Source organism: Streptomyces sp. NBC_01465, assembly GCF_036227325.1.
Taxonomy (GTDB): domain Bacteria; phylum Actinomycetota; class Actinomycetes; order Streptomycetales; family Streptomycetaceae; genus Streptomyces.
In genome coordinates this window covers 4,797,943-4,816,901 of sequence record NZ_CP109467.1, presented here as the reverse complement: position 1 = coordinate 4,816,901, position 18,959 = coordinate 4,797,943, and the positions used below count along the sequence as shown (strand labels likewise).

General features: G+C 69.7%; 18 protein-coding genes and 1 pseudogene. 10 read left to right on the top strand and 9 right to left on the bottom strand.

Translation table 11 applies throughout. The annotated features are described in order from the left end of the window. Positions 1 to 63: 63 nt before the first annotated feature. Positions 64 to 798 (top strand): SDR family NAD(P)-dependent oxidoreductase, encoded by a 735-nt coding sequence (locus OG707_RS22815; RefSeq protein ID WP_329127924.1) that lies wholly within the window; start codon positions 64 to 66, stop codon positions 796 to 798. Here OG707_RS22815 and OG707_RS22810 read toward each other — a convergent pair. The 4 genes from OG707_RS22810 to OG707_RS22795 all read right to left on the bottom strand — a co-directional run bounded on the left by OG707_RS22810 (position 783) and on the right by OG707_RS22795 (position 4,835). Next, positions 783 to 3,245: a bifunctional serine/threonine protein kinase/MFS transporter gene (locus tag OG707_RS22810; protein ID WP_329121179.1), complete on the bottom strand. Its 2,463-nt coding sequence runs from the start codon at positions 3,243 to 3,245 to the stop codon at positions 783 to 785. The genes OG707_RS22815 and OG707_RS22810 overlap by 16 nt on opposite strands. Before the next feature lie 83 nt (positions 3,246 to 3,328). Beyond that, positions 3,329 to 3,760, bottom strand: a complete 432-nt coding sequence (locus tag OG707_RS22805; protein WP_329121178.1) for a DUF6234 family protein — start codon at positions 3,758 to 3,760, stop codon at positions 3,329 to 3,331. Further along, on the bottom strand, positions 3,757 to 3,999 hold the full coding sequence (locus OG707_RS22800; protein WP_329121176.1) for a DUF397 domain-containing protein: 243 nt from the start codon (positions 3,997 to 3,999) through the stop codon (positions 3,757 to 3,759). The genes OG707_RS22805 and OG707_RS22800 overlap by 4 nt, the downstream gene beginning before the upstream one ends. Beyond that, positions 3,996 to 4,835, bottom strand: a complete 840-nt coding sequence (locus OG707_RS22795) for a helix-turn-helix domain-containing protein (RefSeq protein WP_329121174.1) — start codon at positions 4,833 to 4,835, stop codon at positions 3,996 to 3,998. The genes OG707_RS22800 and OG707_RS22795 overlap by 4 nt, the downstream gene beginning before the upstream one ends. Positions 4,836 to 4,918: 83 nt before the next feature. Here OG707_RS22795 and OG707_RS22790 point away from each other — a divergent pair, with 83 nt between their 5' ends. Next, a complete protein-coding gene (locus tag OG707_RS22790) occupies positions 4,919 to 5,326 on the top strand; it encodes a hypothetical protein (protein WP_329121172.1) in 408 nt (135 codons plus the stop codon). A gap of 11 nt (positions 5,327 to 5,337) precedes the next feature. Beyond that, entirely contained in the window at positions 5,338 to 5,997 is a 660-nt protein-coding gene (locus OG707_RS22785) for a pyridoxine/pyridoxamine 5'-phosphate oxidase (RefSeq protein WP_329121170.1), read from the top strand. On the opposite strand, the gene OG707_RS22780 is transcribed toward OG707_RS22785, so the two are convergent. Together OG707_RS22780 and OG707_RS22775 are read right to left on the bottom strand one after the other, a co-directional pair. After that, complete coding sequence (locus tag OG707_RS22780; RefSeq protein ID WP_329121168.1) at positions 5,994 to 7,859, bottom strand: FG-GAP repeat domain-containing protein; 1,866 nt, start codon at positions 7,857 to 7,859, stop codon at positions 5,994 to 5,996. The genes OG707_RS22785 and OG707_RS22780 overlap by 4 nt on opposite strands. Before the next feature lie 181 nt (positions 7,860 to 8,040). Further along, complete coding sequence (locus OG707_RS22775; RefSeq protein WP_329121166.1) at positions 8,041 to 8,436, bottom strand: hypothetical protein; 396 nt, start codon at positions 8,434 to 8,436, stop codon at positions 8,041 to 8,043. Positions 8,437 to 9,041: 605 nt separating this feature from the next. Between OG707_RS22775 and OG707_RS22770 the strand changes: the two are divergent. From OG707_RS22770 to OG707_RS22755, 4 genes and pseudogenes are all read left to right on the top strand, one after another. Beyond that, positions 9,042 to 10,282, top strand: a pseudogene (locus OG707_RS22770) (IS256 family transposase). A 900-nt stretch (positions 10,283 to 11,182) separates the two neighbouring features. Beyond that, positions 11,183 to 11,509 (top strand): PadR family transcriptional regulator, encoded by a 327-nt coding sequence (locus OG707_RS22765; RefSeq protein ID WP_329121164.1) that lies wholly within the window; start codon positions 11,183 to 11,185, stop codon positions 11,507 to 11,509. Further along, positions 11,506 to 11,862 carry a DUF1048 domain-containing protein gene (locus OG707_RS22760; protein WP_329121162.1) on the top strand — a complete coding sequence of 119 codons (357 nt, stop codon included), beginning with the start codon at positions 11,506 to 11,508 and terminating at the stop codon, positions 11,860 to 11,862. The genes OG707_RS22765 and OG707_RS22760 overlap by 4 nt, the downstream gene beginning before the upstream one ends. A 1-nt stretch (position 11,863) precedes the next feature. Next, the gene (locus OG707_RS22755; RefSeq protein ID WP_329121160.1) at positions 11,864 to 12,172 is read left to right on the top strand and encodes a DUF1048 domain-containing protein; all 309 of its coding nucleotides are present in this window, start codon (positions 11,864 to 11,866) and stop codon (positions 12,170 to 12,172) included. Between the two features lie 71 nt (positions 12,173 to 12,243). On the opposite strand, the gene OG707_RS22750 is transcribed toward OG707_RS22755, so the two are convergent. Genes OG707_RS22750 through OG707_RS22740 form a run of 3 tightly spaced genes read right to left on the bottom strand, consistent with a single transcriptional unit; the run spans position 12,244 to position 13,674 of the window. Beyond that, positions 12,244 to 12,801: a GNAT family N-acetyltransferase gene (locus OG707_RS22750; protein ID WP_329121158.1), complete on the bottom strand. Its 558-nt coding sequence runs from the start codon at positions 12,799 to 12,801 to the stop codon at positions 12,244 to 12,246. Further along, on the bottom strand, positions 12,791 to 13,225 hold the full coding sequence (locus OG707_RS22745) for a Zn-ribbon domain-containing OB-fold protein (protein WP_329121156.1): 435 nt from the start codon (positions 13,223 to 13,225) through the stop codon (positions 12,791 to 12,793). The genes OG707_RS22750 and OG707_RS22745 overlap by 11 nt, the downstream gene beginning before the upstream one ends. Continuing rightward, positions 13,222 to 13,674 (bottom strand): DoxX family protein, encoded by a 453-nt coding sequence (locus tag OG707_RS22740; RefSeq protein WP_329121154.1) that lies wholly within the window; start codon positions 13,672 to 13,674, stop codon positions 13,222 to 13,224. Before OG707_RS22740 ends, OG707_RS22745 begins: the two co-directional genes overlap by 4 nt. Before the next feature lie 182 nt (positions 13,675 to 13,856). Here OG707_RS22740 and OG707_RS22735 point away from each other — a divergent pair, with 182 nt between their 5' ends. The 3 genes from OG707_RS22735 (at position 13,857) to OG707_RS22725 (ending at position 18,937) form a co-directional block, all read left to right on the top strand. Beyond that, positions 13,857 to 15,005 carry a flavin-containing monooxygenase gene (locus OG707_RS22735; RefSeq protein WP_329121152.1) on the top strand — a complete coding sequence of 383 codons (1,149 nt, stop codon included), beginning with the start codon at positions 13,857 to 13,859 and terminating at the stop codon, positions 15,003 to 15,005. Positions 15,006 to 15,068: 63 nt separating this feature from the next. Continuing rightward, positions 15,069 to 16,562, top strand: a complete 1,494-nt coding sequence (locus tag OG707_RS22730; RefSeq protein ID WP_329121150.1) for a flavin monoamine oxidase family protein — start codon at positions 15,069 to 15,071, stop codon at positions 16,560 to 16,562. Between the two features lie 146 nt (positions 16,563 to 16,708). Continuing rightward, complete coding sequence (locus OG707_RS22725) at positions 16,709 to 18,937, top strand: acetate--CoA ligase family protein (protein WP_329121148.1); 2,229 nt, start codon at positions 16,709 to 16,711, stop codon at positions 18,935 to 18,937. The last annotated feature ends 22 nt before the right edge of the window (positions 18,938 to 18,959 follow it).

Here is an 18,959-nt window from a genome sequence, read left to right as displayed (position 1 = left end):
AACGGTTTACTCACCCTCATGACTGACACGAATACGACTGGAATGCTGGCGGGGAAGTCCGTCATGATCACGGGTGCGTCGAGCGGCATCGGTGCGGCGGCCGCCCGCCTCTTCGCCGAAGAAGGCGCGTCGGTCCTGCTCATGGCCAGGCGCGAGGACCGGCTGAAGGCGCTGGCCGACGAGATCGCCGGGACCGGGGGGCGGGTGGCGACCAGCGCCGGGGACGTCGCAGTGGTCGCGGACGTGGAGCGCGCGGTGTCCACGGCGGTGGACCAATTCGGGGCGCTGGACGCGGCGTTCAACAACGCCGGTTACGCGGGTGAGGTGCTGGCCCCGCTGCACGAGCTCGACGAGGACACCTTCGACCGGGTGATGGACGTCAATGTGCGCGGCACCTGGAACTGCCTGCGCCAACAGATCCCCGTCATGCTGGAGGCGGGCGGCGGGTCGATCGTGAACACGGCGAGCACGGCGAGCCTGGTCGCCACAGGTGCCCCGGCCCCGTACATCGCGGCCAAGCACGCGGTCCTGGGCCTGACGCGGTCGGCGGCGCACGAGTACGGGGAGCGCGGGATCCGGGTCAATGCCCTGGTCGTGGGCACGACTCGTACGGAGATGATCCAGAAGGCGGTCGACACGGTGCCGGAACTGGCGGACCTGTTCGTGGCCCGCCAGATCCAGAAGCGGATGGCCACCCCCCTGGAGGTCGCCCAGGCCGCACTGTGGCTGTGCAGCGACCGGGCTTCCTTCGCGACGGGTTCGAGCCTGGCGATCGACGGGGGTTACACCGCCAACTGACGGTTTGCCCGGCCCTTGATCATCAGCCCTCCGACGAGGGCTGCGATCGCCAGGGCTGCGGCAGCCACGTACAGGGGTCCGCGGGCGTTGGACTGCAGGCCCTCCCCACCGGCCATCCCGCCGATCAGGGCGACGGCAGCCGAACCGCCCAGGCCCTGGCCCGCGAAGGCCAGGGCAGCCCAGCCTCCGGAGCCGCCCGGGGCGACGCCTTCGGTGATCGCCGAGTAGAGCACGGTGCCGGCCATGCCCAGCCCGACGCTGAGGCAGATCAGGATGGGGAAGGCCTCGGCAGGGGACGTCATGTCCCGGAGGGTGAGCAGGACACCCACCGCCGCGAGCAGCAGCCCCGGCACCAGCAGGACATGGGGAGCGACGCGGGGGAGCAGACGGCCGGAGGCCACGAGGGAGCCGACGAGGAACGAGCCCACCATCACGGGGAGCGCCACGAGCCCGGAATCGGTGGACCACAGGAACTCGCTGAACAGCGGCATCACGAGGGCCAAGGCGAGCCCGGTCAGGAACAGGGTGATCAGTGCGCCGATCCGCTCGCGGGCCCCGGTGTCGTACGACGGAAGGATCGCGGCGCCCGAGGTCCTCGACTGCCGCCGGAAGAAGGCCCCCAGCAGGATGATGCCGACGGTGAAGCAGAGGATGAGGACCGAGGTGATGTTTCCCCCGCCGCTCTGGGAAGAGGCCTCGAATCCGTAGAAGAGGGCCGCGAGACCGAGTGCGCCGAGCAGCGCGCCCGGCCCGTCGAAGCCCGCCGGGGCACGGTCCGGCAGATCGCGGACGAGGGTGGCGGTGCCGACGAGCGCGACGACGGCCAGCAGGACGGCGACGTACAGACACACGCGCCACGTGATGTTCTGGGCGAGCAGCACCGCGAGAATCAGGCTGAGCGCGGAACCGCCCAGGCCGACCAGGGAGTAGACCCCGAAAGCCTTCGCGCGCGACCTCTGCTCGGTGAAGTGGGCGGCGACCAGCGCGAACGAGGCCGGAGTGGTCAGGGCGGCGAAGGCACCCTGCCCGATGTATCCCCAGAGCATCGCGCCGGGGGCGGAGGCGGTGGCCTGGATCGCGGTGGTCACCACGCAGCCCGCCAGGCCGATCAGCATCGTCGTCTTGCGGCCGATGACATCCGCGAGATGCCCTCCGACGAACAGCAGCGCACCGAAGACCACGAAGTGCGCGGTGACCATCCACTCCTGCTCGGAGGCGTCCGCACCCAGGTCGCTCAGGATCTCGGGCATGAGCGCGAGGAGGGCCGTCCCGCCGAGCAGCGCGGCCAGTTGCGCGACGGTGGCCATCGCCAGGCTCCACCCGCGCCGGAGAAGCGCTCCCCCGCCGTTGCCCGGCGACCCGAAGGGCTGGGCGGGCGCGCCGTACGGCACCGGGGGCGCCTGTGGTCCTCCGTATGCCGGCGCGGGGCCGAAGTGCGCGGGGGCCGTGGGCGCGTACGCGGCCGGCGCGTACTGCGGCGGTGCCAGGGGGTAGGCGGTCGGCGCGGGGAGGGCCTGCAGCCGGGGGTCCGGCTGGGGGCCCCGCTGCTCGGGCGCGAAGTCCAGCAACTCGGCGGCCTTGCGCCCGAGTTGGGCGAGCACCGTCCCCGGCAGCCACTCCTCGGCCCGGTCCGTCTCCGTGCGCTCGACGACCTGGGCGGGGGTGGGCCGCACCATCGGGTCCTTGGACAGGCACTCGCGTACGAGATCGACGAGCGAGTCCGGTACGCCGGTCAGGTCCGCCTCCTCCTCCGCGATCCGGAAGAGGTGGGCGTTGAGCCCGGTGTCCGTGGCGCCGAAGAGGAGGCGGCCCGTGGCGGCGTAGACGAGGAGCGCGCCCAGACAGAACATGTCGTTGGCGGGGGTGAGTTGAAGCCCGCGGACCTGCTCCGGGGACATGAATCCGGGCGAGCCGATGAGCATGCCGGTACGGGTGAGGAGGCTGTCCGCGCCGATGCTGTCGAGGGCCCGCGCGATGCCGAAGTCGATGACGCGGGGCCCGTCCACGGTGACGAGGACGTTGGACGGCTTGAGGTCGCGGTGGATCAACCCGGCGTCGTGAACGGCCTGGAGGGCGAGGGCGAGGCGGTTGGCGAGGGTGTGGACCGAGTGCTCGGGGAGCGGCCCGAAGTCCTTGCCGACCACGGTGGTCAGGTCGGGTCCCGGGATGTACTGGGTGGCGACCCAGGGCACGGCGGCCTCGGTGTCGGCGTCCAGGACGGCAGCCGTCCAGTCGCCGCCGACGCGCCGGGCGGCGGCGACCTCGCGGGTGAACCGGCGCCGGAATTCGGGGTGTTGGGCGTGCTCGGCCTGGACGACCTTCACGGCGACCGTACGGCCGAGATCGGACCGCCCCAGATAGACCAGGCCCATACCGCCCTCGCCCAGGCGGGCGATCAGACGGTACGGGCCGATGTGGGTGGGGTCCTGCCCCGTCAGATGTTCCATGTAGTGATCCCCCTGGATGAAGCCACAGGGGGCCTAAGATAATGCAACTATCCAAGGGCGTGTAGGGAATTGGCGCGAGGCGTTCAGTCGCAGGTTCCGCTGCCGCTGTAGCAGGGCTGGTAGTTGGGGCCGGGGGTGGGTGCGGGGCGGGGGTGGGACTGGTCGTAGGCGTGCTGCGAGTACGCGAGCAGGACGGCCAGCGTCACGGCGGCGAGGAGCTGCAGCGCGATGGTCCACGGGGCGCGGGCCAGGACAGCGAGGACCACGAAGGCGAGGGTGGTGAGGAGGAAGTACTCCGCCGCTCTGATGCTGGCGCGCTGTACGGAGGCGGTGTCGGCGTCCGCCCACTCGGCGACCCAGACGCTCATGCCGCTGCCGAGCCTTACACCTATGAAGGCGGCGGCTTCGAGGAGGAGCAGGCTTATGCCGACGACGAGGTCGGGGGTGAGGGCGGTGCGTCTGGACCAGGGCCAGTTGAACGGCACGCGCTCGCTCTCGCTCACACTCTCGCTCACTGAGCCGACGCCCTGACGAAGGCGGACCAGGCGGCGGGGGTGACGGTGAAGGTAGGGCCGTCGGGGATCTTGGAGTCGCGGATGTGGATGGCGTGGGGGTGGGTGGCTACCTCGATGCAGTTGCCGCCCTCGTTGTCGCTGTAGCTGGACTTGCGCCAGGCGTAGGCGATCTCGACGCAGTTGCCACCTTCGTTGCCGCTGTAACTCGACTTGAACCAGGTCAGTCGCTCGGTGGTCACAGTCGCTCCGCCGTCCTCTCGATCAGTTCTGCGGACTCCCAGGGCGTGAGCGCCTGTGCCCGCAACATGCCGAAGCGGTCCGTGAGTTGGTTGACCTCCTGCGGCTTGGAGATCAACGTACCGCCGCCCGGCCGGTCGGCGTACCCCCAATTTCGCCCTTCTGGCGTGCTGGCCAACGCAAATGAGCCCTGCAGTCCCGCGTGCGCAAGCCTCTCCGTGGGCATCACCTGCACCATCAGGTTGTGCATCGTCTGCATGCATTCCAGCACGTGGAGCAGTTGGTTCCGCAAAACCGTACGGCTCCCCAGCGGCCGCTGGATGACCGACTCCTCGATCACGTACGCAACGATCGGCAGCGGATCCCGCTTCAGGACCCCTTGCCGCTCGATCCGCGCCTCGACGTTCTTCTCGATCTCCACGTCAGGCAGCTGTGGGATGCGCACCTCGTACAGCGCCTGGATGTACTCCTCGGTCTGCAGGAGCCCCGGGACCAGCATGTTCTCGTACGCCGAGATGCTTGCCGCCTTCTTCTCCAGCCGCACCCACCCCACGAACGTAGGCGGGTACTTCTCCTCCTCCATCATCGGAATGCACGACTTCAACGCCCCCCGCGCATCCAGAAACGCATCCGCGTCCACCAGATAGCTGGTCGTAGGGATCCGCTCCCCCCGCTCGTACGCCCCCGCCGTCGACTCCGACACCAGCAGCCGCTCGCTCACCTCCTGCCGCGTCAGTCCCGCCCGCGACCGGAAGTTCCTCAGCAGCTCCCCCACGTGCAGGCGCGCCGGGGACGGCTGGGCCGCGTTCGTCTCGCTCGTCTTGTTGTTGGCCGTCACGGGGCCACCACCCTCTCCACATCACGCCGATGTGCACCACGTACGTCTAGTAACGCTACGCAATCACCCCGAAGCTCGTAGCCATGACAAGAAAAGAGACCCCCGACTGGATCCCCGCCTCCGGCCACCAACTACGGCTCACCGGCGTGCACTTCGACGCGATCCGCGTACGCGGCGTGCGCGGCGAGGCCGTCCTCCATCACCTCGCCATGCTCACGAGCGGCAGCCCGGGACCCGTCGTCCGGGAGGTGGCAGGAGGCCGGTGGACGTACTTCCTCATCCCGCCCGGTACGAGCAGCCGGCACGACTGGCCACCGGGCGCGACCTGCTTCGGGCCCTCCGTACGCGACCAGTACATCGGGATCCCGGCGGCGTACGGCAATACGTATCCCCTGCACTGGAGATGCGATCCGCCGGGCGTGGGCGAGTTCGTGGACCCGGCGCTGCTCCATGCCGTGGTCACGGCGCAGCTCTGTCATGACCCGGGGTGAGAATCGGGGGCATGGACTTCACGGCACTGCTGCACACCCAGCGCGTATGGGACCTCCCCGAGCTGCCCGCCTTCGACCCGGCCGGCGCACCCTCCGCACCTCTCCCCCTCTTCCACGAGTGGTTCGCGGAGGCGGTCGCGGCAGGGCAGACCGAGCCGCACGTGATGTCCCTCGCCACGGTGGGTGACGACGGGCTCCCGGACGTACGGGTCCTGATGCTGCACGGCGCGGACGAGCGCGGCTGGCACTTCGCGTCGCACTCCACCAGCCGCAAGGGCGAGCAACTGGCGGCCCACCCGCACGCCGCGCTCGGCTTCTACTGGCCCGCGCAGGCGCGGCAGATCCGGATCCGGGGCCCGGTGACCGCGGCCCCCTCCCCCGAGAGCCAGGCCGATCTGCACGCCCGCTCGACGGGGGCGCTGGCGGCGGCGATGACCGGCCGGATGAGCGAGGTGCTCGGCTCGCAGGAGGAGCTGCGGACGGTGTCGGCGGCGGCCTGGGAGCGGGCGCGGGCGGAGCCAGACGCCCCGGTGGAGACGTGGCGGCTGTACGTACTGGAGCCGACGGAGGTCGAGTTCTTCCAGGGGGACGCGCGCAGGCAGCACGTACGGCTGCGGTACCGGCGTGGGGAGGCGGGCGGGGACTGGGCGCGCGAGTTGCTCTGGCCCTAGTCGAGGACGTGCATGCGGCTGAAGGTCCAGCCGGAGCCGACCTGCCAGGAGGACCGGGGTGCGTTGAACGTGCCGTCGGACTTGGCGGTCCACGTCAGGGCCGCCACGCGGCCGTCGGCATACCCGTAGACAGCCGCGATGTCGCCGATGCCGTCCCCGTCGAAGTCACCGGCGGCGAACTTCATCCGCGACCGCGCGAAATGCCCTGCCGGAGCCTCCCAAGCGGCAGTCGGGGCACTGAAGCCGCCGTCCGGCTTCGCGAGGAAGGTCTGGAGCGCGTCGTTGCCGGCGGCGTAGTCGTACCAGACGGCGAGGTCGTCGCGACCGTCCCCGTTGAAGTCACCAGCCTGGAGCGTCATGCGGCTGAAGGTCCAGCCGGAGCCGACCTGCCAGGAGGACCGGGGTGCGTTGAACGTGCCGTCGGACTTGGCGGTCCACGTCAGGGCCGCCACGCGGCCGTCGGCATACCCGTAGACAGCCGCGATGTCGCCGATGCCGTCCCCGTCGAAGTCACCGGCGGCGAACTTCATCCGCGACCGCGCGAAATGCCCTGCCGGAGCCTCCCAAGCGGCAGTTGGGGCACTGAAGCCGCCGTCCGGCTTCGCGAGGAAGGTCTGGAGCGCGTCGTTGCCGGCGGCGTAGTCGTACCAGACGGCGAGGTCGTCGCGACCGTCCCCGTTGAAGTCACCAGCCTGGAGCGTCATGCGACTGAACGCCCAGCCTGACGCCACGCCCCATGAGTGCAGGGGTGCGCGGAACGTGCCGTCGCCCTTGCCGAGCCAGGTGATCAGACGGACCTCGCCGGTGGCGTAGCCGTAGACGGTGGCGATGTCGCCGATGCCGTCCCCGTTGAAGTCGCCGGCGACGCGCTTCATGCGGGAGTCGGCGTAGTGGCCGGTGGGTGCCTGCCAGGCGGCGGCGGGGGCGTTGAAGCCGCCGTCGGGCTTCGCGAGGAGGGTGTGGAGCGCGTCGCTGCCGTCGGCGTAGTCGTACCAGACGGCCATGTCGCTGCGGCCGTCGGCGTTGTAGTCGTGCCTGGGGGCGGCGCCCCGCTGCTTGACCTCCAGATGCAGCTCGAACGGCGTGACGACGGTGACGCCGAACACCGTGCCCAGTCCGGCGCGTGCCGTGGCGGTTCCCGTCGTGGTGGTCGTACCTTCCGGGGCGTCGGCCGCCACGGTGAGAGGGACGCGGTAGTCACCGGCGCCTCCCTGAGGGCGCGTGCAGGTGACCTGCTGTCCGTCCTGTGTGCAGTCGGGGGAGTTCTCCCGCACGCCTCGCGGCAGTTCGAACGCGAACGCGGGCGGGCCGACCACCCAGGCGCTGCCCCCGAAGGCGAGCGCGGACCCGAAGTCGGGTGTTTCGCCTGCCTCCGGCGCCTTGATCACCAGGGTGGGAGAGCCGGATGCGGCCAGGGACTGGGCGGTCCTGGGCCTCTCGGCGGCCGTGTACACATGCGTGTCGCGGCCGGCCGGGGTCACGGCGGTCACTGTGGACGTACTGCCCGCGGACCCTTCCGGCACGACGACCTGAGCCGTCACGACACGCTCCGAGGCATGCGGATCGCCCTGGAAGGGCGTGCACTTCAGCACCGCGCCCGTGACCGCGCAGTGGAAGAACGGCCCCGGGGAGACTTCTCCCCAGGACGCCGCCCCCGACAGCGTGTAGCTGTACGTGTCCTCAGCCGTGCCCCCGCTTCCGGCGAGCTGCGAGTACCGGGCGATGCTGCCCTCCGTCACGCTCACGTCGTACTGGGCTGCGGGGGCCGGGCCGGGGACGGCGCCGAGCAGAGGGACGGCGCCGAGCAGGGGGACGACCGCTGCCACGCTCAGCGCGAGGTTGCGGAGTGGACGGACATTCATGGACGACACCTCAACATTTGCGTGCGAGAAATCTAAATCTCACAGATATCAGGCATATCTCCTCAACCTGGAGCAACCGCCTTGGCGCCACGCCTGCCGAGGCGTGGGCCCGGTCATCCGCGAGGCCGACCGACGTCGGGGACGGGGTGACGGAGGTGGTCCGGAGCGAGAGGTCCAGCGGTCACGCCGACGGCGGCCGCACCCCGGGGGCGAGGCGTTCCCCGGCGGCGAGTTCGCGCCAGTAGCGGTAGACCGCGCCCTGGAGGATGTCGAGTCTCCCGGCAGCGATCAGGCAGGCTGCCGGGCGGGCGCCGCCCGCGTCCGCGTCGAAGGCCAGGACGACCGGTGGCGTCTCACCCAACTGGTCGGCGAGCAGCCGCACTTCGTCGGGTGCGGGGTCGCGGAAGACGGGGTCCTGGAAGGCGGCTGGACAGCTGACCCAGACGGGGTCGGTGAGCACCAGTTCCAGGTGATGGGCGTACGAGAGATCGTGCCCGGCGCCCAGGCACAACCGGCCCGCGTTCCACTCCACAACATCCCAGTCCCACCAGGACCCCTCGGGGAGGTGGATCATCACGTGCCGTCCTCGCAATGCGATCGGTGCCGGGTGGGGCCCGGGGGCCCGGTGGTGGGCTTCGGGTGCCCGACAGTCTGCGGGTTTCGTCTCGCGCCTCCGGCGCACTGAATCTGGCTACAGCAAACAGGTGGGGGGCGGGCGCGGGTTGCCGGTCGCGCGGGTCGGTTCGGTGCTGGTGTCACAAGATCTACGACGCTGCGCGTCGTAGGCCTCGCCCTGGGGGCGAGTCCGGCTGGCCGCTGCCGCGCGGTGGTTGCGGCATCGTGGACACCGCGATGCTCGTGCGGACCGGTAGGGCTGATCGGTTCGGCTGCGGGGCACTTCGGCGGGGAAGTTGCGGTTACAGCGTCCGGGATGGAGCTCCGCTCCCCGCGCCGGGGGCGGGTGTCGCACCACTTGCATGGGGCCGCCGGTCTCGGCTCGGCGCCAACGGGCCGCCGGTTGGCAGATGGCGTCCCACTGAGTGGTGTAGCCGGTCCCCGTTTCGGAATGCGCGGGTGTCTGCCCGGGGCGTGCGCCCGTTGCTGGTGACTGCTCCCTGACCAAGGGGCAGGCCATCGCGTAAGTCTCCCTGGTGAACGGCCAGTTCAACCGAGGAGGACGCGATGGCCTTGTCCCAGTCTGACCTGATGCGGCTACTGGAGTCACTACGTACGGCCGATGGAATCGAGTCGATCAGGGTGTTGTGCGAGCGGATCCTGCAAGAACTCATCGAAGCCGAAGCAACCGAAGCCATCGGGGCTGCCCCCGGTGAGCACTCGAGCGACCGTGTGGCCTGGCGCAATGGCCATCGCGACCGGCTGCTGACCTCGCAGGCCGGCGACTTGGACCTGAAGATTCCCAAGGTGCGGAGCGGGTCGTTCTTCCCCTCGTTGCTGGAACGCCGACGGCGTATCGACCGGGCCCTGTTCGCCGTGGTGATGGAGGCATACGTGCACGGTGTCTCCACCCGGTCGGTCGATGACCTGGTCAAAGCACTCGGTGCGGACAGCGGGATCTCGAAGTCCGAGGTGTCGCGGATCTGCGGCGAACTCGACGCGGAACTCACCGCGTTCAAAGAACGGCCTCTGGACCACACGGTCTTCCCCTACGTCTTCCTGGACGCGACGTACTGCAAGGCAAGGGTGAACCACCGGATCGTCTCGCAGGCGGTGGTCATCGCGACCGGGATCTCGGCGAGCGGGCACCGCGAGGTCCTTGGACTGATGGTCGGCGACAGCGAGTCAAAGCCGTTCTGGACCACGTTCCTTCGCAGCCTGCGCTCCCGCGGCCTGGACAACGTCCAGCTGGTGATTTCCGATTCGCACAGCGGTCTGGTGGCCGCGATCCGCACCGTGTTCCTCGGATCGGCCTGGCAAAGGTGCCGCGTCCACTTCGTGCGCGACGTCTTCTCGGTGATCGAAAAGGCTCCGGCGAGATGGTCGCGGCAACGATCCGCACCATCTTCGCGCAGACGACCGCCGAGACCGTCCGCGCCCAGCTCAACGTGGTGGCCGACATGCTCGGACGCCAGTTTCCCAAGGTCAAGGCCATGTTGCTGGAAGCCGCACCGGACATCACCGCGTTCGCGGACTTCCCGCCCGCGCACTGGAAGAAGATCTGGTCCACGAACCCGCTGGAGCGGCTGAACCGAGAGATCAAACGCAGGACCGATGTCGTCCAAGTCTTCCCCAACCCCGCCGCCCTCGACCGCCTCGCCGCCGCGGTCCTGGCCGAACTCCACGACGAGTGGCAGGTCTTCGACCGCCGCTACCTCTCCGAAGGCTCCATGGCCGAACTCTTCACCGACAAGCCCACACCGCAACGAAAGATCCCCACACAACCGGAACCCAACAAGCTCCACTGACTACACCACTCGGCGGGACACGACCGGTTGGCAGGTGTTCATGCCCCGCTGGTCACCGTCCGGTGGGTGGGTTGGTGGGGCGAGGGCCGTTACCCCGGGTTACTGTCGGAAACGGACAGGCGTAGCGGACATATGGGCCTGCCTGGTGTCCGCTTCCGGCCGTAACGGGGCAACTGGCCTCGACTCCGGCCACTGCGAGATACGGAGGTCCGATCCCACCGGACCTCCACATCTCGGAGTGGCAGCCATACTGCCCAAACCAGGCAAAGGGTGCACTGTGGGTGTCGCCGCCTCACCACCCACCGGGCGGTGACCAGCGGGGCATGAAGTCCCGCCGAACGAACAGTGGTTGACGCCGAGGCGGGAGCAACTGCCCCATGCAAAGGGTGCGCGAACCGGCGGCCCGCGCCGACCGCGTCCCGGACCCATCCTGGCCGGGGTGCTGTTGCGGGCGCAGCCCGCACCCGGGCACCGGCCAACCGCCCGCAGCCCCGGGCTCGCCCTCGCCACTCGCCGTTTCCGGTCCGGGCCGACCCCACCCCAGGCCCCCTCCCCACTGTGGCCAGGCCTCCCTGCCGACCGATAGCCGCCAACCCCAGCACTGGAGGGGCCGGAGTCAAGGGTGGAGCGAAGCGGAATCGGCGCAGCCGACGGCCGAAGGCCGCCCTTTACTCCGGACCCGGAAGCGCGCACACTCCCGGCGTCGGTCGACAGGGAGACCCACCAAACGAAGCCCCCGACCAGGGGAAACGGGTAGGAGCCCCACCAACCCCCGCCCCCACCCCAGGAGTTGGACGGGAGGCCGCCCCTCCGTACCCCTCTCCCCCAACCCGGTACTCCGTGCTACGTTGTACCAGTACTCGGTGCTGCTCAGTACTGGGCCGACGGGAGAGGACCGCCATGGAAGATCTGACGGAAATGCTGAAGGGCACCCTCGAAGGCTGCGTGCTTGAGATCATCGGCAGCGAAGAGACCTACGGGTACGCCATCACACGCCAGTTGAACGAGCTCGGCTTCACCGACGTCGTCGAAGGGACGATCTACACCATCCTGTTGCGGCTGGAGAAGAACGGGCTCGTCCAGGTGACCAAACGGCCGTCCGGTGTGGGCCCACCGCGCAAGTTCTTCGCCCTCAACGACGCGGGGCGCGAACAGCTCGCCGCGTTCTGGGCGAAGTGGCAGTACCTCTCATCACGAATCGACAAGCTCAAGGAGGGCGAGCGATGAGCTTCTGGGAATCCATTACGGGCAGCGACCTCTCGAGGGAATGGAAGACGTTCGAAACCCGGGCCGAGGCACTGCCGGCCGAGTACCAAGAGGTGTGGGACCAGCTCAAGGTGCAGATCTCCCCCTACGGGGACTTCACCGGCCGCAATCTGATGCCGATCCTCGACGGCGTCCTCGGCCTGCTCGAAGAGACCGCCGCGGAGGGGCAGAACGTCCACGACGTGATCGGTGACGACATCGCCGGCTTCTGCGCCGCGCTCACCGGCGGCGAAGGTGCTCGGACGTACCGCGACCGGTGGCGCGAGCAGTTGAACAAGAACGTTGCCAAGAAGCTGAGCCGGTTGGGGGGCTGACATGAGCATTCAGGACATCATTCAGGGCAAGAAGCAGTGGCGGGCCCACGTGGCACGGGTCGACGCGCTGCCACAGGACTACCAGATCGTCTACAAGGAACTGCAGAAGTACCTGTTCAAGGTCGGCCCTGTCGACCTGGCCGAAGGGAACCTGCTCTCCGAGATCGTCGACTTCTTCGAGGGCGGCGCAGCCTCCGGCAAGGGAGTCCTCGAACTCATCGGCACCGACGTCGCCGCATTCGCCGACGACCTGATCAAGGACTCGCGCACCAACGCGGACCTGCTCCAGGAGTCCATCAGCGGCAAGTAACACCCCTGCGTGATGTGGCCGGCGGCTCAGCTCAGTTCAGCTGAGCCGCCGGCCACATCCACGCCCCCGCCTCACATCTCCCGGTACGGGTCCGTCGCCAGCCGGGCGTGAAGGTGCTCGTCACGGAAGGCGCCCTTGTTGCCCGCCTCGAACATCGAGCCCCGGAGCGTGCCCTCGTACTCGTACCCCGCGCGCCCCGCGACCGCACAGGACCCCGTGTTCTCCACCGCGTGCCCCAACTCGATGCGGTGCAGGCCCCCTTGCTCGAAGGCCCAGCGCGAGCAGAGCTCCAGCGCGCGGGAAGCGACGCCCTTGCCCCGGTGTTCGGGGAGCGTCCAGTAGCCCACCGTGCAGCGCCGCATCGCGCGGAAGATCAACTGCAGGCCGACGTCACCGACGATCTCCCCCGTCGCCTCGTCGCACACCGCGAAGGCAACCGCCTCGTCGCGCTCCCGCGCATCCGTCCTCGCCGTGATCTTCTCGATCGCCCCTGCCAGGTCGGTGACCGGCTTCAGCGGGGTGTTCCAGCGGGTGAACTCGGGGTCGGTGACCCCGCGCAGGAAGGTCGGGGCGTCGTCGGCCGTCCAGGGTCGCAGCTCCAGGCCGAAGCCCTTCATGTCAGTCGTCATGAAGGCATTCAACACGGGGGCCGAAGACCGGCACCGCAAATTCCCCCTGTGCACGGACGGTGACCTGCAGTTCCATCCCGATCCGCAGTTCCGCCTCGGGCACCTCCACCACCTCCGTCATCAGGCGCGGCCCCTCCGCCAGGTCGACGACGGCGGCGACGTACGGGACCTTCTCGCCGAACGGCGGCAGGTCGTTCCGGTGCACCACCGACCAGGTGTAGAGCGTGGCCCGGCCGCTCGCCCGCTCCCACTCCACGCGCTCGCTCCAGCAGTACGGACAGAACTCGCGCGGATAGTGGTGCGCCCGCCCGCAGTCCCCGCAGCGGCGGATCAGGAGGTGCCCTTCGCGGGCCGCGGCCCAGTAGGGCTCGGTGAAGGCGTCCGCCTCGGGGAGGTCGAATCGTACGGTCGCGGGAGCGGTCACAGGAAGATCCCTATCGCGTGGTCGAGGGACCAGACCTGCCAGGACATCGCGAAGAAGGCGACCAGCGAGATCAGCGCCATCATCGCGTTCTGCCCCTGCTCGGCCCAGTCGTGGATCATCAGGACGAGGTAGAGGAGGTTGAGGAGGAGGCCGCCGATGAGGGCGATCGGCGTCAGGAATCCGACCACCAGGCCCAGGCCCAGGGCGAGTTCGGCGTAGACGACGATGTACGCCATCGCGCGCGGGCGCGGCTCCACGACCTTCTTGAAGCCCTTCCCCACCACCGGCCACTTGTGCTTGCCCGCGACGTCCGCCGCCCAGGCGATCCCCGTACCGCGCTCGAACCAGCCCTTCTTGTCCTTGTGGCGCCAGCTCTCCAGCCACCACAGACCGAGGCCGATCCGGAGGACAGCCGTCCATTCGGCGCCGCTGAGCCATATCGAGTGCATCCGGGGGTCCTCTCAGCACTTTCTGACGGTACGTCAGTTCAGCGGATCAGGGTGCTCCTGCGCAAGAGGCTGAGCGCCCTCGGACGCCGGCAGGCCGCCACCCGGCCACTCGTGATCAATTCGCAACTGCTTCTGCACTTGACCGAGACCGATCAAGCAACCAGGCGATTACTCTCCGGTTCATGAGCGACACCATCACTACCCACGACGACCGCCCCGTGTACGTCATCGGCGCGGGCCCCGGCGGCCTCGCCGTGGCCGCCGCGCTGCGCGAGCAGGGCGTACGGGCCGTCGTGCTGGAGAAGTCCGAGGACGTCGGCGCCTCCTGGCGCCGGCACTACGACCGCCTCCGGCTGCACACCACGCGCCGCCTCTCCTCCCTGCCCGGGCTGAAGATGCCGCGGTCGTTCGGGCGGTGGGTGGCGCGCGACAACGTGGTGCGGTACCTGGAGAAGTACGCCGAGTTCCACGAGCTGGAGGTCGTGACGGGGGTCGAGGTCACGCGCATCTCCCGTACGGAGGACGGCAATTGGCTGCTGCACGCCACCGGCGGGCGCGAGCTGACGGGGCGGGCGGTGGTCGTCGCCACCGGGTACAACCACACCCCGCGCATACCGGAGTGGGAGGGCGGCGACTCGTACGCAGGCGAGCTCATCCACGCCGGGGAGTACAAGAATCCCGAGCCGTACGCGGGCAAGGACGTGCTGGTCGTCGGCATCGGGAACACGGGCGCCGAGATCGCCGTCGACCTGATCGAGGGCGGAGCGGCCCGGGTCAGGCTCGCGGTCCGTACCGTGCCGCACATCCTGCGGCGCTCGACGGCCGGGTGGCCGGCGCAGGCGACGGGCATTCTCGTACGGCGACTGCCGACCGGGCTGGTGGACCGGGCGGCCGCGCCCATGGCCCGGATCTCCGTACCGGACCTGTCGGAGAAGGGCCTGCCGCGCCCCGACACGGGGCTCTACTCGCGCGTGCGGGCGGGGGCCATCCCTGTGCAGGACGTCGGCCTGATCGACGCGGTCCAGAAGGGCCGCGTGGAGATCGTCGCCGCCGTCGAGTCCTTCGAGGAGGGGAAGGTCGTGCTGGCCGACGGCGACCGCATCTCCCCGGAGGTGGTGATCGCGGCGACCGGCTACCGGCGGGCGCTCGAGGGCCTGGTCGGGGAGCTGGACGTGCTGGACGAGCGGGGACGGCCCGTGGTCCACGGCGGGCGGACGCCGAAGCATGCGCCGGGACTGTACTTCACGGGATTCACCAACCCGATCAGCGGAATGTTCCGCGAACTGGCCATCGATGCGCGCAAGATCGCAGCGGCGGTCGCCAAGCACTGACACCTGTTCGACCGCACGGCACGCACCCCATCCATTGATCCATTGCTTCAACGGAGGATGCACGTGGCACGTGAAAGAAAGCTCTCCCGGCGTTCGATACTCGGCGGGGCGGCTGCGACCGCGGCCGCCGCCGGGGTCCCCGCATTCGCCGCCTCCCCCGCCGCCGCTGCCGATCGCACCGCGTCCGTCGACGCCGTCGTGGTCGGCGGTGGGCTCGCGGGGCTGACCGCGGCCCGGGACATCGCCGCCGGAGGGAAGTCCGTACTGGTTCTGGAAGCGCGGGACCGGGTCGGCGGGCGCGTACTCAACTTGCGGTTGCCGAACGGGGGTTACAGCGAGGGCGGGGGCGAGTTCATCGGGCCCACGCAGGACCGGATCAAGGCGCTTGCGGACTCGCTGGGGGTCGCGACCTTCCCGACGTACAACACCGGCAAGAACGTCCTCTTCAAGGACGGCAAGCGCACGCCGTACGCGACCGACGGGCTGCTCGGCTCCGTGCCGCCCATCGACCTGGCGGGGCTCGCCAATGCCGCCGCCGTGCAGGCGCTGCTCGACGACATGGCCAAGAAGGTGCCGGTGGGCGCCCCTTGGACCGCCGCGAAGGCCGCCGAGTGGGATGCGCAGACCTTCGAGAGCTGGCTGCGGGCCAATGCCGTGATCCCGTCGGCGAAGTTTCTGTTCGACGTGGCGTGCACATCGATCTTCTCGGCCGAGCCTCGTGAACTGTCGCTGCTGTACGTGCTGTTCTACATCGCGGCCGCCGGGAACGAGTCCACGCCCGGCACCTTCGAGCGGCTCACCGAAACCGCGGACGGCGCACAGGCCAACCGTTTCGTCGGCGGTTCGCAGCAGGTGCCGCTGAAGCTGGCCGCCTCGCTCGGCGACAAGGTGGTGCTGAGCGCTCCCGTACGGCGCATCACCCAGGCCGGCGGCCGGCTGACCGTGACCGCCGACGGCATCAGCGTCTCCGCGAGCCGCGTCGTCGTCGCCCTGCCGCCGCCGCTCGCCGCGCGTATCGACTTCGACCCGCTGCTGCCCGCCCTGCGCGACCAGCTCTCGCAGCATCTGCCGATGGGGGCGATCGGGAAGGCGATCGCCGTGTACGACACCCCGTTCTGGCGGGCCGACGGGCTGAACGGGCAGGTCGTGAGCGACACGGGCGCGGTGCGGTCGACGTTCGACAACTCGCCGCAGGACGGGTCGTTCGGCGCGCTGATGGGCTTCATCGAGTCCGATGAAATGCGGGCGCTGGACGGGGCGAGCGAGGCGGAGGTGAAGGCGGCGGTCCTCAAGGACTACGTCGCGTACTTCGGCGCCAAGGCCGCGACGCCAACCGGTTTTGTACTGCAGAGGTGGGACAACGAGCGCTTCTCGCGCGGCGGTCCTGTCGCCTTCGGGCCGCCCGGATTCCTGACCCAGTACGGGGCCGCGCTGCGGACCCCGTCGGGGGCGATCCACTGGGCGGGGACGGAGACGTCGACGTACTGGAACGGATACATGGACGGGGCTGTGCGGTCCGGTGAGCGTGTGGCCAAGGAGGTCTTGGCGGCGCTCTGAGGCGGGTAGGTGGGCCGGGGCCGGGGGTGTTTATTCGCCTCCGGCCCCAGCCTTTGCCTGCACGACTGTTCCTGACGGGCCGTCAGTTCAGTAATCTGACTGAACGTCAGGAACTTTCGGCCATCGCACAGGAGTGGGCGGCAACGATGCTCGGATCGACTCACGGCACCCTCACCACCGACTTCCGCGCCCGCGTGGTGGCCTGCGGAGAACAGCCCCCCGTCGCGGTGCACGGGATCGCCGCAGCGGAGGGGGACGTCGACGTCAGCGGGCGCTCGCTGTACGCGGCCGTACCCGACCTCGACCGGTTCTTCCGGCCCGAATCGGTGGCCGTCGTCGGCGCATCGGACGCCGAGGGGCGGCCGAACACCGGCATCACGCGGCAGCTCATCGCATGGGCCGAGCGGGTGGGCGCGCGGCTTCACCCCGTACACCCGACGCGCGAGACGGTCTTCGGGCTGCCGTGCGTGCCGAGCGTGGCGGATCTGCCGGAGCAGGTGGATCTGGCGGTGCTGCTCGTCGGCGACCCGTTGCCGGTGATCGAGCAACTCGCCGAGTCCAAGGTGAAGTTCGCGGTCGCCTTCGCGTCCGGATTCGCCGAGACGGGCGAGGAGGGCGCGGCCGCGCAGGCGCGGCTGGCGACGGCGGTGGAGGGGTCGGGGATCCGGCTGCTCGGCCCGAACACCAACCTGAATGCTTTTGAGCGCTTCCGGGACGACCTGGAGGGGCCGGCCATCGCGCTGATCACCCAGTCCGGTCACCAGGGGCGCCCGGTCTTCGCCATGCAGGAGCTGGGGGTACGGCTCTCGCACTGGGCGCCGACCGGCAACGAGGCGGACCTGGAGACGTCGGACTTCATCTCGTACTTCGCCGGGAAGGAGGAGGTCGGGGCCATCGCCTGCTACGTGGAGGGGCTGAAGGACGGCCGCTCCTTCCTGCTCGCCGCGGACCGCGCGGCACGGGCCAAGGTGCCGGTGGTCGCGGTCAAGGTGGGGCGTACGGAGGCGGGCGCGCGGATGGCCGCCTCGCACACGGGGAAGCTCACGGGCGCCGATGACGTGGTCGACGCGGCGATGCGGCAGTTCGGGGTGGTGCGGGTCAACGGACTCGACGAACTCCAGGACACAGCAGCCTTGTTGGCGCGGGCGAAGAAGCCGGTGGGGGGTGCGGAGGGTGTCGTCGTCTACTCGATCTCGGGCGGAACGGGCGCGCACTTCTCGGACCTGGCGTCGGGGGCGGGACTGAAGCTTCCGGTGCTGTCGGACGCGAAGCAGGCGGAACTCCATGAGTGGATACCGGGCTACCTGAACGTGGCCAACCCCGTGGACTGCGGGGGGCATCCGGTCGGGGACTGGCGCGGGCGGAAGATCATCGACGCGATTCTGGCGGACCCCGAGGTGGGGGTGCTGATCTGTCCGATCACGGGCCCGTTCCCGCCGATGAGCGACCGGCTCGCGCAGGATCTCGTGGACGCGGCCGAGCAGACGGACAAGCTGGTGTGTGTGGTGTGGGGGTCTCCGGTGGGGACGGAGGACGCGTACCGGAAGGTGTTGCTGGGATCGAGTCGGGTGGCGACGTTCCGTACGTTCGGCAACTGCATCACGGCGGTGAAGGCCTGGGCCGACCACCACCGCTTCACGGCCTTGTACAGCTCCCCCTTCGACGAGGCGCCGCGCGTCCCGTCCCCGTCCTTCCGGAAGGCGCAGGCGCTGATGCGCCCGCACCAGCAGCTGAGCGAGCACGCGGCGAAGCAACTGCTGCGGGCGTACGGGATCCGGGTGCCGAGGGAGCAGCTGGTGACGAGCGCGGCGGCGGCGGTACGGGCGGCGGGGCAGGTCGGCTACCCCGTGGTGATGAAGGCGTCGGGAGCGCGGCTTGCGCACAAGACGGAGCTGGGTCTGGTGAAGGTCGGGCTGACGTCGGCGAGCCAAGTGCGGGACGCTTACCGGGAGTTGACGGACATCGCGCGCTACGAGGGTGTGGATCTGGACGGGATCCTGGTCTGCCAGATGGTGGAGCGGGGCGTGGAGATGGTGGTGGGCGTGACGCAGGACGCGCTGTTCGGGCCGACGGTGACGGTGGGGCTCGGGGGCGTACTGGTCGAGGTGATGGGGGATGCGGCGGTGCGGGTGCCGCCGTTCGGGGAGGACCAGGCGCGGGCGATGTTGGGTGAGTTGCGGGGGAAGGTGCTGCTGGAGGGGGTGCGGGGTGCGCCGCCGGCGGACGTGGACGCGCTGGTCGAGGTGGTGCTGAGGATCCAGCGGATGGCGCTCGAACTGGGCGACGAGCTGGCGGAGTTGGACATCAATCCGCTGATGGTGCTGCCGAGGGGGCAGGGGGCGGTGGCGCTGGACGCGCTTGCGGTCTGCCGGTAAAGCCATCCCCGAGAGAGGTCAC